This is a genomic window from Streptomyces sp. NPDC050743, assembly GCF_044456925.1.
GTDB lineage: Bacteria > Actinomycetota > Actinomycetes > Streptomycetales > Streptomycetaceae > Streptomyces.
In genome coordinates this window covers 438,583-454,125 of sequence record NZ_JBITGJ010000001.1, presented here as the reverse complement: position 1 = coordinate 454,125, position 15,543 = coordinate 438,583, and the positions used below count along the sequence as shown (strand labels likewise).

11 protein-coding genes and 1 pseudogene are annotated in these 15,543 nt (G+C 71.7%); 9 read left to right on the top strand and 3 right to left on the bottom strand.

Annotated features, from left to right (window positions below):
* The first annotated feature begins 3 nt into the window (after window positions 1-3).
* From ACIBJF_RS02135 to ACIBJF_RS02105, 7 genes are all read left to right on the top strand, one after another.
* Window positions 4-1,119 (top strand): LLM class flavin-dependent oxidoreductase, encoded by a 1,116-nt coding sequence (locus ACIBJF_RS02135; protein ID WP_399171733.1) that lies wholly within the window; start codon window positions 4-6, stop codon window positions 1,117-1,119.
* Window positions 1,116-2,405: an NtaA/DmoA family FMN-dependent monooxygenase gene (locus ACIBJF_RS02130; RefSeq protein WP_399171732.1), complete on the top strand. Its 1,290-nt coding sequence runs from the start codon at window positions 1,116-1,118 to the stop codon at window positions 2,403-2,405. Before ACIBJF_RS02135 ends, ACIBJF_RS02130 begins: the two co-directional genes overlap by 4 nt.
* The gene (locus ACIBJF_RS02125) at window positions 2,402-3,184 is read left to right on the top strand and encodes a DUF1684 domain-containing protein (RefSeq protein WP_399171731.1); all 783 of its coding nucleotides are present in this window, start codon (window positions 2,402-2,404) and stop codon (window positions 3,182-3,184) included. The genes ACIBJF_RS02130 and ACIBJF_RS02125 overlap by 4 nt, the downstream gene beginning before the upstream one ends.
* 222 nt (window positions 3,185-3,406) lie before the next feature.
* Entirely contained in the window at window positions 3,407-4,306 is a 900-nt protein-coding gene (locus ACIBJF_RS02120) for a S1 family peptidase (RefSeq protein ID WP_399171730.1), read from the top strand.
* A gap of 330 nt (window positions 4,307-4,636) precedes the next feature.
* Window positions 4,637-5,719, top strand: coding sequence for a S1 family peptidase (locus ACIBJF_RS02115; RefSeq protein ID WP_399171727.1), 1,083 nt, complete (start codon window positions 4,637-4,639; stop codon window positions 5,717-5,719).
* A 212-nt stretch (window positions 5,720-5,931) separates the two neighbouring features.
* Complete coding sequence (locus tag ACIBJF_RS02110; RefSeq protein WP_399171726.1) at window positions 5,932-9,402, top strand: DNA polymerase III subunit alpha; 3,471 nt, start codon at window positions 5,932-5,934, stop codon at window positions 9,400-9,402.
* On the top strand, window positions 9,399-10,412 hold the full coding sequence (locus ACIBJF_RS02105) for a DNA polymerase thumb domain-containing protein (RefSeq protein WP_399171725.1): 1,014 nt from the start codon (window positions 9,399-9,401) through the stop codon (window positions 10,410-10,412). Before ACIBJF_RS02110 ends, ACIBJF_RS02105 begins: the two co-directional genes overlap by 4 nt.
* On the opposite strand, the gene ACIBJF_RS02100 is transcribed toward ACIBJF_RS02105, so the two are convergent.
* Window positions 10,390-10,764, bottom strand: coding sequence for a cupin domain-containing protein (locus ACIBJF_RS02100; protein ID WP_399171724.1), 375 nt, complete (start codon window positions 10,762-10,764; stop codon window positions 10,390-10,392). The two genes, ACIBJF_RS02105 and ACIBJF_RS02100, sit on opposite strands and share 23 nt — an antisense overlap.
* A gap of 86 nt (window positions 10,765-10,850) precedes the next feature.
* Here ACIBJF_RS02100 and ACIBJF_RS02095 point away from each other — a divergent pair, with 86 nt between their 5' ends.
* Together ACIBJF_RS02095 and ACIBJF_RS02090 are read left to right on the top strand one after the other, a co-directional pair.
* Window positions 10,851-11,297: a MarR family winged helix-turn-helix transcriptional regulator gene (locus tag ACIBJF_RS02095; RefSeq protein WP_399171723.1), complete on the top strand. Its 447-nt coding sequence runs from the start codon at window positions 10,851-10,853 to the stop codon at window positions 11,295-11,297.
* A gap of 167 nt (window positions 11,298-11,464) precedes the next feature.
* Complete coding sequence (locus ACIBJF_RS02090) at window positions 11,465-12,328, top strand: esterase/lipase family protein (RefSeq protein WP_399171722.1); 864 nt, start codon at window positions 11,465-11,467, stop codon at window positions 12,326-12,328.
* A 50-nt stretch (window positions 12,329-12,378) separates the two neighbouring features.
* Here ACIBJF_RS02090 and ACIBJF_RS02085 read toward each other — a convergent pair whose 3' ends face one another.
* Complete coding sequence (locus ACIBJF_RS02085) at window positions 12,379-13,356, bottom strand: lytic polysaccharide monooxygenase (RefSeq protein WP_399171720.1); 978 nt, start codon at window positions 13,354-13,356, stop codon at window positions 12,379-12,381.
* Between the two features lie 792 nt (window positions 13,357-14,148).
* Window positions 14,149-15,495, bottom strand: a pseudogene (pknB, locus tag ACIBJF_RS02080) (Stk1 family PASTA domain-containing Ser/Thr kinase); the annotation flags it as partial.
* Window positions 15,496-15,543 lie beyond the last annotated feature (48 nt).

The window sequence follows — 15,543 nt, the reverse complement described above, 5'->3', positions numbered from 1 at the left end:
GACATGGGCGCCTCGTACGGCCGTGGGCCGCTGCACCTCGCCGCCGCCGTCGATCTGCCGGACTGTCTTCGTGCCGAACCGTACGTCGAACTGGTCCGGCTGGCCGAGCGCGGAGGACTGGACTTCGTGACGCTGGACGACTCCTTCGCCCGGCCCGGGCCCGATGCGCTCGCCGTGCTGTCCCGGGCGGCGCCCGCGACCCGGCGCATCGGCCTGGTCCCGACCGTCACCACCACCCACACCGAGCCCTTCCGGGTGCAGGCGGCCGTGGCGACGCTGGACTGGGTCAGCCGTGGGCGGGCCGGCTGGCGGATCGACGTGTCCGCCGGTGAGGACGAGGCCCGGCTCTTCGGCCGCCGGACCGCGCTGCCCGTCCGGGAGCTGTGGCAGGAAGCGGGCGAAGTCGCCGAGGTGGCGGCGAAGTTGTGGGACAGCTGGGAGGACGGCGCCGAGATCCGGGACCGGCCGGCCGGCCGCTTCCTGGACCGGGACAAGCTGCACCACGTCGACTACACCGGCACCGCCTTCTCGGTCCGGGGCCCCTCGACCGTGCCCCGGCCACCGCAGGGCCACCCCGTCCGCCTGGTCGACGCCACCGAGCGCCAGGCCCGTACCGTCGCCGCCCGGTACGCCGACGTGGCCCTGGTCCGCGCCGCGACCCCGGCGCAGGCCACCGCCGTACGCGACGAACTGCGCGCTCGCGCGGCCGAGTCGGGGCGCGACCCGGACACCCTGCGGGTCCTGGTGAGCCTGCTGGTCGACCTCGGCGACGGGGAGCACGCGGCCGAGCCCGGACACGGGGGCGGGGGCCCGCGGGCGACCGGGCGGGGCCCGCTGTACCGGGGCGGCCCGGTCGACCTGGCCGAACTGGTCGCCGGCTGGCACGCCGACGGTGTCACCGACGGCTTCCACCTCGTGCCCGTCGAGCCACGCCGTGACCTGGAGCGGCTGGTCAACGGCACGGTGGCGCTGCTCCAGCACCGCGGCCTGTTCCGCACCTTCTACCCGGGCAGCACCCTGCGCGAGCACCTGCGCCTGGCCCGGCCCGCCAACCAGTACGCCGTGACCGGGGGGAACACCGTGACCGGGAGGAACGTCATGACCGGGGGAACGTCATGACCGTACGACCGCGGATGCATCTGGCGGTCCGGTTCCCGGCGGCCGAGGACACCGCGGTCTGGTCCGCTCCCCGCACCGGCTCGCGGATCGCGTTCCCCTCCTGCGAACACCTCGCCCGCACCGCCGAACGCGGGCGGTTCGACTTCCTGCTGCTCGACGAGGGGCTGCGGCTGCCCGAGCACCGGGGGCGGCCGCACGACCTGGACCCGGTGGGATGGCCCGAGCCGGTCACCGTACTGAACGCCCTCGCCGCAGGCACCACATGGCTCGGGCTCGCCGCCACGGCGGACACCGCCTTCGGCGAGCCGTACGAACTCGCCCGCAGAATCGGCACGCTGGACCATCTGAGCGGGGGCCGGGCGGCCTGGCGGGTGGCGGCCACGCCAGACGCCGCCGGGAACTTCCGCCCCGGCGCCCACCCGGAGCGCGCCCCCCGCTCCACGAGGATCGCCGAATTCGTCACCGTGACGAAGCTGCTGTGGGACTCCTGGACACCCGACGGGACGCCCCGCCCGTTCACACACCGGGGCCGGCACTTCGACCTCGCCGGCGCGTTCGGGCTGCCGCGTTCACCGCAGGGGCGGCCCGTGGTGATCCAGGGCGACGAGTCCGAGGAGGCACGGGAACTGGCCGCGGCCACGGCCGATGTGCTCCTCACCCGGCACGGCTCATGGGAGACGGCCCGCGCCCGCCGTGCCGAGGTCCGGCGGCGGCTCGCGGCGCACGGCCGTGCGCCGCAGGACCTGAAGATCATGCCCGCTGTCACCGTCGTCCTCGGGGACACCGCCGCCGAGGCGCACGAGCGGGCCGCCGGAATCAGACGGCGACTGGTCACCCCGCAGTACGCGCGGTACGTGCTGGAGCGGCTCTGGGGCGTGGACCTCTCCGGCCACGACCCCGACGGCCCGCTGCCCGGGATCGCTCCTCGGAGCGGGGACGGCGAAACCCTGGCACGCGTCGGGAGATGGCGGGCGCTGGCGGAGGCGAAGGGACTCTCCAGCCGGGAGACCGTGATCGAGGCGAGCGGCGGCCCGTCCTTCGTCGGCACGCCCGACTCGGTCGCCGCCGACCTCGACGCCCATGTCCGCGAGGGAGCGGCCGACGGTTTCGCTCTCGCGGCCGACGGACTGGAGGAGTTCGTGGACCGGGTGGTGCCGCTGCTCCAGGAACGTGGCGTGTTCCGTACGGAATACCAGGGCGCCACTCTCCGCTCCCATCTCGGGCTGGATCACCCGGTACGGGAAGCCCGACCGCAGATGACGCAGAAGAAGGGAAAGATGGCATGACGACGGACGCGGCCGATGCGTGGAAGCAGTGGCACGAGCAGCGGGTCGAGAGGGTCTCGGAGCCCTACGGTCCGCTCGCGCTGACCGCCACGCACTGGGTCGAGGACTTTCCGGACGGGCGAATTCCGGCCATTCCCGGGACCTGGGTGGCCGATGGGGAGGGCGTGGTGCTCACCGCCACCGAGGCCGACGGCCTGAGCGTGGACGGGCGGCCGTTCGCGGGTGCGGTCCGGCTCGCCGCCGACCGCGGGCCGGCGGCCGAGGCGCGCGTCGCGCTGGGGGAGAAGCGGCTGGTCGTACTGGTGCGCGAGGGCGTGTGGGGGGTGCGGGTGTACGACCCCGGGTCCGCTGCCCGCCGCGCCTTCGAGGGCATCGAGGTCACCGCGTACGACCCTCGCTGGTCGGTGCCGGGGCGGTTCACGCCGTACGACGACACCCGCACCGTGCGGGTCGGCAACGCGGACGGGCGCGAGCGGGGGCTCGCCCTCGCCGGTGAGCTCGCCTTCACCCTGGACGGGCGGGAGCTGACGCTGCGGGTCGCACAGCAGGGCGACGGGCAGCTGTGGGCGGTGTTCGCCGACGCCACCAGCGGCGACACCAGCTTCCGGTTCCGTTTCCTCCACCCGGCCCCGCCGGACGCCGAGGGGCGCACGACCGTCGACTTCAACCGCGCCCAACTCCCGCCGTGCGCCTTCGCCGACCACTTCATCTGCCCGTTCCCGCCGCCCGGCAACCGACTGGACGTGGCGATCGAGGCGGGGGAGCGCGCGGTGAGCTGACATCGGCGTGCGCTGACCGGACGTCAGGGGAGCACCGGGCAAAGGTGGTTTAAAAGCCAACGGCCGAAAGGCACTCTTGTGCCGACCGGTCGTTCGGCCGAATACTCCCCCCAGCGCTGGTCAGGGGGCATGCGTGTGCGGAACCCGGTCACCCCTCCTGGCTGCGCCTCACGGGCCCCGACCCCACGCGGGCCCCCGACTTCCCTTGGGAGGGAACGAAAAGTGAGGATCAAGCGCACCACTTCCGGCAGCGGCACCGCCAGACGGACCCGGCTGATCGCCGTGGCCACCGGCTTCCTGGCCGCGGCCGCCTTCGCCGCCCCCACGGCGAACGCGAGTGACGCCCACACGTTCAGCGCCGCCCAGCTCAGCAAGGCCGACTCCGCCGTTCTCAAGGCCGACATACCCGGTACGGCCTGGGCTGTGGACAGCAAGACCAACCGCGTCGTCGTCACCGTCGACAGCACGGTGTCCAAGGCCGAGATCGCCAAGATCAAGCGGCAGGCCGGCACCGACGCGGGCGCGCTCACCATCAAGCACGCCCCCGGCAAGTTCAACAAGCTGATCACCGGCGGTGACGCCATCTACGGCGGCCAGTACCGCTGCTCGCTCGGCTTCAACGTGCACAGCGGCAGCACGTACTACTTCCTCACCGCCGGTCACTGCGGCGAGGTGGCCTCCACCTGGTACAGCAACTCCAGCCACACCACGGTGCTCGGCACCAACGTCGGCTACAGCTTCCCGGGCAACGACTTCGCCCTGGTGCGGTACACCAACTCCTCGATCTCGCACCCGAGTTCCGTGGGCAGCCAGTCCATCACGAGGGCGGCCACGCCGTCCGTGGGCACGACCGTGTACCGGCGTGGTTCCACCACCGGTACGCACAGTGGCCGGGTCACCGCGCTGAACGCGACCGTCAACTACGGCGGCGGTGACATCGTCTACGGGCTGATCCAGACCACGGTGTGCGCCGAGGGCGGCGACAGCGGTGGTCCGCTGTACGCGGGGACCGTGGCCTACGGTCTGACCTCCGGGGGCAGCGGTGACTGCACCTCCGGCGGTACGACGTTCTTCCAGCCGGTGACCGAGGCGTTGAGCTACTACGGGGTCACGCTGCCGTAGCGAGTCCGACTCCGGCTTCCTCGGAGCCCCCGCATGCCTTGTGGTGTGCGGGGGCTTTCTCGTCGGTGCGGGGATGTCTGGTTTCGGCCAGGCGGTGTCGTTGCCGTTCGGTGTGGGTTGCGTGTGTGTCGTGTTTGCTGTGCGAACGTCCCTGGCGTGACCATCCACGGTCACGTAGAGAGGGGTGTGCAAGCCCTCTCTACGCGCGTCCTGAAGTCAACCTTGTGTGCTCCCTGTGTCGTTCGGAAGAGTGGGCGCTCGTCAACCAGCCTTCCGGCCTGTCAGGTCCCCCACGGCCTGGCCTGCCATCCCCCCACAGGAGGACGTGAGTTGAAGCACCGACGCATACCCAGGCGGCGGATCGCCGTGGCCGGTGCGGGAATCGCCGCACTGGTCGCCGCGGGTGTCACCTTGCAGAATGCGAACGCCAGCGAGCCCGCGAAGTCGGCTCCGGAACCGAAGGTCCTGTCCGCTCCGGCGGCCGGAAACCTCGCCTCGACGCTGCTGAAGAACCTCGGCTCCGACGCCGCCGGGAGCTACTACGACGCCCGGGCCAGGAGTCTCGTCGTCAACGTGCTCGACCAGGGCGCGGTGAGCGAGGTCGAGGCGGCCGGAGCCAAGGCGAGACTCGTCACCAACTCGCCGGCCGCGCTCGACGGCGCGCGGACCACGCTGAAGAAGGACGCGACCATACCCGGGACGTCCTGGGCGACCGACCCGGTGAGCAACAAGGTCGTCGTCACCGCCGACAAGACGGTCTCCGGCGCGCAGTGGACCAAGCTGAGCAAGGTGGTCGACGGGCTCGGCGGCAAGGCGGAGCTGAGGAGGTCGAAGGGGGAGTTCAAGCCCTTCATCGCCGGTGGTGACGCGATCAGCGGGTCCGGCGGGCGCTGCTCGCTCGGGTTCAACGTGGTCAAGGACGGGCAGCCGTACTTCCTGACCGCCGGGCACTGCACCGAGGCGATCTCCACCTGGTCGGACTCCAGCGGCCAGGAGATCGGGCAGAACGCGGAGTCCCACTTCCCGGGGACCGACTTCGGGCTCGTGAAGTACACGGCGCAGGTGGACCATCCGAGCGAGGTCGACCTCTACGACGGGTCCACGCAGAAGATCACCGGTGCCGCCGAGGCGACGGTGGGCATGAAGGTGACGCGCAGTGGGTCGACGACCCATGTGCACGACGGCACGGTCACCGGGCTGAACGCCACGGTGAACTATCAAGAGGGCACCGTCAGCGGTCTCATCCAGACCGATGTGTGCGCCGAGCCGGGTGACAGCGGCGGGTCGCTGTTCTCGGGGAGCAACGCCATCGGGCTGACCTCCGGGGGCAGCGGTGACTGCACCTCCGGCGGGGAGACGTTCTTCCAGCCGGTGACCGCTGCGCTGTCCGCCACGGGGGCGCAGATCGGCTGACGCCTTTTGGGTGTGCGTGCGTTTCGAGGAGTCCCGTCCCCCGGGTGCGCGGGGGCGGGGCTCCGTCGTATCCCTGGTGGGCGGTGTTTGCGCGGTGGGAGGCGGTCGAGCGGATGTCGTACACGTGTTCGAGAATGAAGGGTATGGTGGGGGTGGAAATAGGGAACTGATGTTCGACAGCTGTTCGGGGCTCACGACTGCGGGAGGTGCGCGTGCCGGGCTTCGCGCATCTGCACACCGTCTCCGGGTTCTCCCTGAGGTACGGGGCATCCCATCCGGAGCGGCTGGCGGAGCGTGCCTCGGAGCGGGGGATGGACGTGCTCGCCCTCACCGATCGGGACACCGTCGCGGGGGCGGTGCGCTTCGCCAAGGCCTGTGCCCGGGTGGGGGTGCGGCCGGTCTTCGGGGTGGATCTGGCGGTCGGCGCGGCCGAGGCCGTGCCCCGGACGGGGGTCCCCCCGCTCGAGCGGAGCCGGGGGGAGAGGCGGAAGGCGCCGGTGCGTGGTGGGGCCTTCGTGGACGAGTCGGCTCCTCGTGTGATCTTTCTCGCCCGGGACGGCGCCCGGGGATGGGCCGACCTGTGCCGGATCGTCACGGCGGCGCACGCGGGAGCGGGTGTGCCCCTGCTGCCCTGGCCGGACGATCACGGCGACGGCCTGACCGTGCTGCTCGGTCCGGAGTCGGACGTGGGTCGCGCCCTTGCCGCGGGGCGTCCCGACCGGGCCGCGCGGCTGCTCGGCCCCTGGCGCGAGGTCTACGGCGACGCGCTGCGTCTGGAGGCCGTCTGGCAGGGCCGTGAGGGTACGGGGCCCGGCTCGCTGCGGCTGGCCGCCCGTACCGTCGGGTTCGCCGCCGAGCAGGGGATCCGGCCGGTGCTCGGCAACGCCGTCCGGTATGCCGATCCGGGGGCGGGGCCCGTCGCCGATGTGCTGGACGCCGCGCGGCGGCTGGTCCCGATCGACCCGCGCGAGGAGCTGGACTCCGGCGAGGCCTGGCTGAAGGACGCGCAGGCCATGCTGCAGGTCGCCGAGCGGGTCGTGGAGGCTGCCGGGTACCGGCGGGACACCGCCCGTCGGCTGCTGGAGCAGACCCTGGCCACGGCCGCCGAGTGCCGGGTCGACCCCGAGGGGGATCTCGGTATCGGGACCGTTCACTTTCCCGAGGCGCGTCTGGTGGGTGCCGGGCGGCGCACCGCCCAGCGGGCCCTCGCCTCGCGGGCGGCGGCCGGGATGGTGCGGCTCGGGTACGGCGGCCGGCGCGCGTACTGGGAGCGGATGCACCACGAGCTGGACATCATCGCCCATCATGGCTTCGCCTCTTACTTCTTGACGGTCGCTCAGGTCGTCGACGACGTGCGGAGGATGGGGGTCCGGGTGGCCGCTCGTGGTTCCGGGGCGGGCTCCCTCGTCAATCATCTGCTGGGTATCGCGCACGCCGATCCGGTCGAGCACGGGTTGCTGATGGAACGCTTCCTGTCCAAGGAGCGTGTGGTGCTGCCCGATGTCGACATCGATGTGGAGTCCGCCCGGCGGCTGGAGGTCTACCGGGCGATCATCGGCCGGTTCGGCGAGGAGCGGGTGGCGACCGTCTCCATGCCGGAGACCTATCGGGTGCGCCATGCCATCCGGGATGTGGGTGCCGCCCTGTCCATGGATCCGGGTGAGATCGATCGGGTGGCCAAGTCCTTTCCGCACATCCGGGCCCGGGACGCGCGCGCCGCGCTGGAGGAGCTGCCCGAGCTGAAGCGGCTCGCGAGGGAGGTTCAGCGGGAAGGGGAGCGGTACGGCAGGCTGTGGGAGCTCGTCGAGGCGCTCGATGCCCTGCCGCGCGGCATCGCCATGCATCCGTGCGGGGTGCTGCTGTCCGACGCCTCGCTTCTCGCCCGTACGCCGGTGGTGCCCACCAGCGGTGAGGGGCTGCCGATGTCGCAGTTCGACAAGGAGGACGTGGAGGACCTCGGGCTGCTCAAGCTCGATGTGCTGGGCGTGCGGATGCAGTCGGCCATGGCGCACGCGGTCGCCGAGGTGGAGCGGGTGACGGGCGAGCCGGTCGACCTGGACGCGCTGCCGGCCGGGGATCCGGAGACGTACCGGCTGATCCGGTCCACCGAGACGCTGGGCTGCTTCCAGATCGAGTCGCCGGGGCAGCGGGATCTGGTGGGGCGGCTGCAGCCGAGCACCTTTCATGATCTGGTCGTCGACATCTCGCTGTTCCGGCCCGGACCCGTCGCCGCCGACATGGTGCGGCCGTTCATCGAGGCGCGGCACGGGCGTGCGCCGGTGCGCTATCCGCATCCGGATCTGGAAGAGCCGTTGCGCGGGACGTACGGCGTCGTCGTCTTCCACGAGCAGGTCATCGACATCGTCGCCATCATGACCGGGTGCGGGCGGGGCGAGGCCGACCGGGTGCGGCGGGGGCTGTCCGACCCGGAGTCGCAGGGGCGGATCAAGGTGTGGTTCGCACAGCAGGCGGCGGCTCGGGGGTACAGCGCGGAAACGATTGGGCGGACCTGGGAGATCGTGGAGGCCTTCGGGTCGTACGGGTTCTGCAAGGCGCACGCCGTCGCCTTCGCCGTACCGACCTACCAGTCGGCCTGGCTGAAGGCCCATCACCCGGCCGCCTTCTACGCCGGGCTGCTGACGCACGACCCCGGGATGTATCCGAAGCGGCTGCTGCTGGCGGACGCGCGGCGGCGCGGGGTGCCGATCCTGCCGTTGGACGTGAACGTGTCGGGGGTCGCCCATCGGATCGAACTGGTGTCTGAATCGGGTGAGTGGGGACTGCGGCTCGCCCTCTCCGATGTGCACGGCATCGGCGAGGCCGAGGCGAAGAGGATCGCGGACGGGCAGCCGTACTCCTCCCTGGTGGACTTCTGGGAGCGGGCGCGGCCGAGCCGGCCGCTGGCACAGAGGCTCGCCCAGGTGGGGGCGTTGGACGCCTTCGGCGCCAACCGACGGGACCTGCAACTGCATCTGACCGAGCTGCACCGGGGTGCCCGGAGCGGTGGCGGCGGCCAGCTGCCGTTGGCGGGCGGGCGGAAGACCGCGCCGGCGGGGCTGCCGGACCTGACGTCGGCGGAACGGCTCGGCGCCGAGCTGGGTGTGCTGTCCATGGACGCCTCGCGCAATCTGATGGACGACCACCGGGAGTTCCTGAAGGAGCTGGGCGTGGTCTTCGCGCGCCGGCTGCGCGAGGCGCGGCACGGTGAGACCGTGCTGGTCGCGGGCGCCAAGGCGGCCACCCAGACCCCGCCGATCCGCTCCGGCAAGCGGGTCATCTTCTCCACGCTGGACGACGGCACGGGGCTGGTCGACCTGGCGTTCTTCGACGACTCGCACGACGCGTGCGCCCACACCGTCTTCCACTCGTGGCTGCTGCTGGTGCGCGGGGTGGTGCAGCGGCGCGGTCCGCGCAGCCTGAGTGTGGTGGGCTCCGCCGCCTGGAACCTCGCCGAGCTGGTGGAACTGCGTGCCGAGGGCGGTCTCGACGAGGTGGCGGCGCGGCTCGCGGAGCCCGTGGCCGAGGGAGCGGGGGGCGATCCGACCGGTGGGCGGCGGATCCAGCTGCCGACCGGATACCAGATGCATCCGTGGGCCGACCTGCGGCCCGCGGGGCAGGAGGCGGCGCAAGGGCCTGCTGCCGTACGGAAGTTGTGGCACCAGAGTCCGGGGAGTGCGGGATGACCATTCTCTGCGTACGTTTCCAGCCGCCGCCGACGCACGAGGCGGCCCTGCCGGGACTGCTCGGACTGCTGGAGGACTTCACCCCGGTCGTCCAGGCGCTGCCGCCGGACGGGGCGCTGGCCGATCTGCGCGGTGCCGAGCGGTACTTCGGGCGCGGCGCGGTGGAGCTGGCCTCGGTGATCCGGGTGCGGGCCCTCGCGTTGTACGGCGTCGACTGTGTGATCGGCGCCGGTCCCGGCCCGGTGCTGGCCCGCGTGGCACAGCGCGACGCCCGGCCCGGCGTGACGTGTGCCGTGCCCGAGGACCCGGACGGCATCGCGGAGTTCCTCGCCGAGCGGCCCGTGTCCGCGCTGCCCGGCGTCGGCACGGCGACCGCCCGCACCCTGAGCGAGTACGGCCTGGACACCCTGGGCCGGGTCGCCGGTGCGCCGCTGTCCACGCTCCAGCGGCTGATCGGCGCGAAGGCCGGCCGCGAGCTGCACGAGAAGGCGAGCGGCATCGACCGGGGGCGGGTCGTGCCGAACTCCGTATCGCGGTCACTGGTCACGGAACGCGCCTTCGACCTCGACGAGCTGGACCCGGACCGGCACCGCAGGGCGCTGCTGTCCGCAGCCGAGGAGCTGGGCGCCCGGCTGCGCGCGGTGCGGAAGGTCTGCCGCACCCTGACCCTCACCGTGCGCTACGCCGACCGGTCCTCCACCACCCGCAGCCGCACCCTGAAGGAGCCGACCGCGCACTCGGCGGCCCTGACCAGGGCGGCCTACGGCATGTACGAGGCGCTCGGCCTGCAGCGCGCCCGGGTCCGCGCGTTCGCCCTGCGCGCGGAGGGCCTGGCCCCCGCCGACCAGGCCTCCTACCAGCTCGCCTTCGACCCCGTGGACGACAAGGTCCGCCGTATCGAGGAGGTCGCGGACCGCGCGCGGGCGAAGTTCGGGCCCAGGGCGGTGATGCCGGGGGCGCTGGGGCGTGGCGGCGGCTCCACGTCGGTCAGTTGGCCCAGGGCGGCGTGATGCGGGTGCCGTCGGCCAGCTCCGCCTGCAGGCCGACGGAGGTGGTGACCCAGGACAGCGCGGTGTGATCGGTCGGGTTCTCCAGGGCGAAGGTCGTACCGGGGTTGACGATCACCGTGTCGCCCACGCCGATGCGCTCGGTGCGGCCGTCGAGGGTGATCAGCAGTTCGCCCACGAGTAGATGGAAGATCTCCTCGCGGTTGACGGTGTGGGCGGGCGCCTTGGTGCCGGCCGGGATCTCCCCGCGCCAGGCGCACAGCTCCTTGCTGCCGGTGAGCGGGGTGGCGTACGAGACGAAGCGGGCGCCGTGGATCTCATGGGTCGTGGCCTCGGAAGAGCGGACGACGGGCATGCCGGGTTCTCCGTTCAACTGGTCAAGCGGCTTGACTATATGGTCAATCTACTTGACCAACTTGTCAACGGTGTTTCAATGCCTCCGTGCAGAACTCCGAAGCCATGGCCCTGTCCGCCGCCCTGCTCGCCGCCGCCGGCGACCTCACGCAACGCATCCATGACGGGGTGGTGGCACGCGGGTTCGCCGATGTGCGGCCGGCGCACGGCTTCGCCTTCGCGCGGCTCGCCCCGGACGGGGCCACCGTCACCGACCTCGCGGCGCACCTCAGGGTGACCAAGCAGGCCGCGAGCCAGCTGGTGGACGAGATCGTGCGCAAGGGATACGCCGAGCGGCGGCCGCATCCGCGGGACGCGCGGGCGCGGCTGGTGGTGCTGACCGAGCGCGGCTGGGCCTGTACCCGGGCGGCGGAGGCGGCGGCGGCCGAGGTCGTGGGGCGATGGGCCGAACTGCTGGGTGAGGGTGAAGTGCGCGTGTTGGGGGAGCGTTTGGCGCGGATCGCTCCCTATGGTCCGGTGAGGCCGGCCTGGTGATGATCCGTCAGGGTCCGGTGGTGCTCCGGTTATCACTGGAAGTTTTTACTGACGCGTAACTTCACACGTGCGCTACTCGACCGTAACTTGACGAATGAACAGCATCCTCGTGATCCGGATCACAGGGTAAGGCCTCCACCTCCCTTGAGCCGCAAGGAGATCACACGATGCTGCCTTGGAAACGAGCGCTCAGACCGCTCGCCGCGCTGCTCCTCACCGCCGCCGTAGCCACCGTTCCCGCCGCCATTGCCGCTGCCGCCGACACGGCCCCCTCCAGTGGATGGAACGACTTCTCCTGCAAGCCCTCCGCCGCCCATCCCCGCCCGGTCGTCCTGGTCCACGGCACCCTGGGCAACTCGGTCGACAACTGGCTCTCCCTCGCCCCGTATCTGAAGGACCGCGGATACTGCGTCTACTCCCTCGACTACGGCCAGCTGACCGGCGTCCCCCTCTTCTACGGCCTCGGTCCCATCGACAAGTCGGCCGAGCAGTTGTCGGCCTTCGTGGACAAGGTGCTCGCCGCGACCGGAGCCGCCAAGGCCGACCTGGTCGGTCACTCCCAGGGCGGCATGATGCCCCGCTACTACCTGAAGTTCCTCGGCGGAGCCGGCAAGGTGAACGCCCTCGTTGGCCTGGCCCCCGACAACCACGGCGCCACGCTGAGCGGCCTCACCAACCTGCTGCCGTACTTCCCCGGCGCCTCGGACCTGGTCAAGGCCACCACCCCCGGCCTCGCCGACCAGATCCCCGGCTCCGACTTCCTCGCCAAGCTCAACGCGGGCGGCGACACCGTCCCCGGAGTGCACTACACGGTCATCGCCACCAAGTACGACGAGGTGGCCACCCCTTGGCAGAGCCAGTACCTGAGCGGCTCCGACGTCCACAACGTCCTGCTCCAGGACCTGTGCCCGCTCGACCTCTCCGAGCACGTCGCCATCGGCCTGTTCGACCGGATCGCCTTCCACGAGGTGACCAACGCGCTCGACCCGCCCCACGCCACCGCCACCACCTGCGCGTCCGTCTTCAGCTGACGCGCCGCCGGGGCCTGTCCGACCTGAGCCGCCGGACAGGCCCCGGAACCTCAGCGGCGGTGGGCGCCGTCCGCCGAGCGCCGCCGCACCGACAGGAACAGCGCCGCCGAACCGAGCGCCAGCGCCGCAGCGCCGCCGATCGCGGCGTAGCCGGTTTGGGCGGAGGTGCCGGTCTCGGCGAGGTCGTGTGAAGGGCCCGCCGCCTTGGGCTCGTTGGGCGGGGTCGAGGACTGCTGCGAGGGCTGTTGCGAGGGCTGCCGGGCCGGCGCGCTCGCGGTGTCGCCGCCGTGACCGTGGTGCCGCATCGTCGACTTGTCGGCACCGGCCGCTATCTGCCGGTCGGAGGGCGCGGAAGCCGTCGGAGCGGGGCCGCCGCCCGCGCTTCCCGCGCCAGCGCCGCCGAAGTCCACGTCCGAGCAGGAGTAGAACGCCTCCGGGCTGTCCGAGCGCTGCCAGATCGCATACAGCAGCTGCCGGCCGGTCCGTTCGGGAAGCGTGCCGGGGAACGTGTAGAAACCGCCCGCGGCGACCGGGTCCGTGACCGTCGCCACCGGGTGCTCCAGGTCCAGCTCGGACCAGGCCGGCGGCTTGGCGGGGTCGTAACCGGGCTTGGTGAGATAGACCTTGAAGGTGCCCTTGTGCGGCGCCGTCACCCGGTACTTGAAGGTGTACGGCCCGCTGTGCACGCTCGTCGCCGGCCAGTCGGCGCGGGGCAGGTCGAGGCCCTTGAACTCCTTGTTGTTCGCGCTGCACAGCTTGCCGTCCGGGATCAGCTTCCGGTGCTGCCCGGCGGCGTCGCCGATCCGGATGCCGTTCCAGTCGTACAGCGCCTGCGTGCCGCCGGCCGCCTTGCACGCGGCCGACTTCGGGCTCTCCGGACCCTCCGCGTAGCACTGCGAGACACGGCTGACCGGGTCGCCCATCGAACCGTGCGCGGACGCCGGAGAGGTGGCGAGCGCGGTCAGGGCGAGGGGCGGCAGACCGAGCACGGCGACGACGGCGGCCGTACGACGGGCACGAGCGGGCATGCGGAACTCCTCGGCGAACGGTCCATCGGTGGGGGCGGAACCCGGGGGAACCGGGGGAACTCGGGTGGAACCCGTGGGGGGTGATCCGAAACTAGCCCCAAGAAACCGCGGAATCGCCTGCCGGAGACGGACGGAGGAGATCCTTATGGTGCCGTTAAGGCCGGACTAACCGGGGGCTCAGGAAGAGGGGGAGGAACCCGGTGGCCCACCTGTGCCCAAGCAGCGCGACTGTCCGCGCCCGTTCAGGTTCGTTCGCAGTCGGACGCCCCGGACGGCTCCCCGATTGGCTCGCGGCAGCGCGTGCACCGGGGAACCGTCCAGACGATGTCTCAAGCGTGCTGCCACCGATGACATGCGCCAGAAGCGCCCACCATGCGCCCTTGCGCCGAGCCTCACCACAGCGGCCCGAACCTGTCCTGTCGTCTCGGCGACCGGCCCGGTTCATACGGTCTACTCAGTGCCGCGGCCGGCGGCTCAGAGCTCGTTGAACTGGCGCTGCGGGAGTCCGTACTGCTGCGCTATGGGGTTCCACAGGGCGGCAGCCTTCTTCTTGGCGAGGGTCGCCTGGTCGCTGGCCGCGTTGCCCTGGTCGGTCTGGTCGGTTTTCGTCGCGTGGCCGTTATGGCAGCCGCTGGCGCCGGCCGCCTGGTCGGCCCAGGCGGCGTAGTGGTTGTCGGCGGCGGCGGACGCCTTCCAGGCCGTGGTGAGCTGGGCCACCAAGTCGCCGTGATCGGGTAGTTTGTCGAAGGTGAGCCGGGAGAGCTTGGTGACCAGGTCGTCGCGCCGGCTCGCGGCGGTGCGCAGGTCGGTCGCCGAACCAGCGAGGTCGCTGCACTGTTTGATGGAGGCGACCGCGCCGATCACCGCCGTGCGGCTGCTCTTGCTCGACCGCAGTAGCGCGTCGAGCGACTTCGCCTGGGCCTGCGCGGTGTCCGTCCCGGACTGGCCGCTGCCCGAGGTGGCGGAGGTGTCGGCGGTCGGCTGCTGGTCGTTGCCGCCGACGTCCAGCGTGTTGCCCACGACAATGCCGATCAGGGCGAGGCCGGCCACGCCGATGCCCATGAGCGCGGCCCGCGACAGACGCCGGTCTCCGGCGGGAGCCGGATCGGCGTACCCGGCGTCGAAGCCGGCCCCATCCGGGCGGCCGTCGTCGTCGCTGTAGCCAGATGGTTGCGGGGGCTGCTGGACGAACGCGGGACGCGGCTGCTGCAGCGTCGGCAGTGCGGTGGTCGGTGCGCTGTCCGTGTAGCCGCCGTACCCGTATCCGACGGTGCCGAGCGCGGCCATGGCGGCGACCGGCCGGCCGTCGAGGTGCGCCTCGATGTCCGCGCGCATCTCGTCGGCGGACTGGTAGCGGTAGCCAGGATCCTTGGTCAGCGCCTTCAGGACGATCGCGTCCACCTCGGGGGGGATCTCAGGGTGGAAGAAGCTCGGCGGTTGCGGGGCCTCGCGTACGTGCTGGTAGGCGACGGCGACCGGGGAGTCGCCGATGAAGGGCGGCCGAACGGTGAGCAGTTCGTAGAGCAGGCAGCCGGTGGAGTACAGGTCGGAGCGGGCGTCAACGGTCTGGCCCATCGCCTGTTCCGGCGAGAGGTACTGGGCGGTGCCGATCACCGCGGCAGTCTGCGTCATCGTCATGCCGGAGCCACCCATCGCGCGCGCGATGCCGAAGTCCATCACCTTCACCTGGCCGGTGCGGGTGAGCATCACGTTGGCGGGCTTGATGTCCCGGTGGACGATGCCGTTGCGGTGGGAGTAATCCAGCGCCTGGAGGATGCCGACGGTCATCTCCATGGCACGCTCGGGCAGCAGCTTGCGACCGCTGTGCAGCAACTCGCGCAGGGTCGAGCCGTCCACGTGCTCCATGACGATGTACGGGATCAAGACGCCGTCGACGAAGTCTTCGCCGGTGTCGTGGACCGCGCAGATCGCGGGGTGATTGAGCGAGGCGGCTGACTGGGCCTCCCTGCGGAACCGGGCTTGGGACGACGGATCGCGGGCGAGCTCCGCCCGCAGCGTCTTCACCGCGACAGTGCGGCCCAGGCGGATGTCATGGGCGAGATGGACCTCGGCCATGCCACCACGGCCGAGTATCGCGCCCAGCTCGTACCGGCCGCCATGGCGACGCGGCTCTTCCATGGTGAGCCCCCCTGCCTCTCCCCTTTACGGAGCCTCCCGGAGCCCGAA

Coding starts and splice junctions, on each gene's coding strand:
- ACIBJF_RS02130 (WP_399171732.1), top strand. CDS start 1,116: ATGACCGTACGACCGCGGATGCATCTGGCGGTCCGGTTCCCGGCGGCC.
- ACIBJF_RS02090 (WP_399171722.1), top strand. CDS start 11,465: ATGCTGCCTTGGAAACGAGCGCTCAGACCGCTCGCCGCGCTGCTCCTC.
- ACIBJF_RS02125 (WP_399171731.1), top strand. CDS start 2,402: ATGACGACGGACGCGGCCGATGCGTGGAAGCAGTGGCACGAGCAGCGG.
- ACIBJF_RS02085 (WP_399171720.1), bottom strand. CDS start 13,356: ATGCCCGCTCGTGCCCGTCGTACGGCCGCCGTCGTCGCCGTGCTCGGT.
- ACIBJF_RS02100 (WP_399171724.1), bottom strand. CDS start 10,764: ATGCCCGTCGTCCGCTCTTCCGAGGCCACGACCCATGAGATCCACGGC.
- ACIBJF_RS02105 (WP_399171725.1), top strand. CDS start 9,399: ATGACCATTCTCTGCGTACGTTTCCAGCCGCCGCCGACGCACGAGGCG.
- ACIBJF_RS02135 (WP_399171733.1), top strand. CDS start 4: ATGGGCGCCTCGTACGGCCGTGGGCCGCTGCACCTCGCCGCCGCCGTC.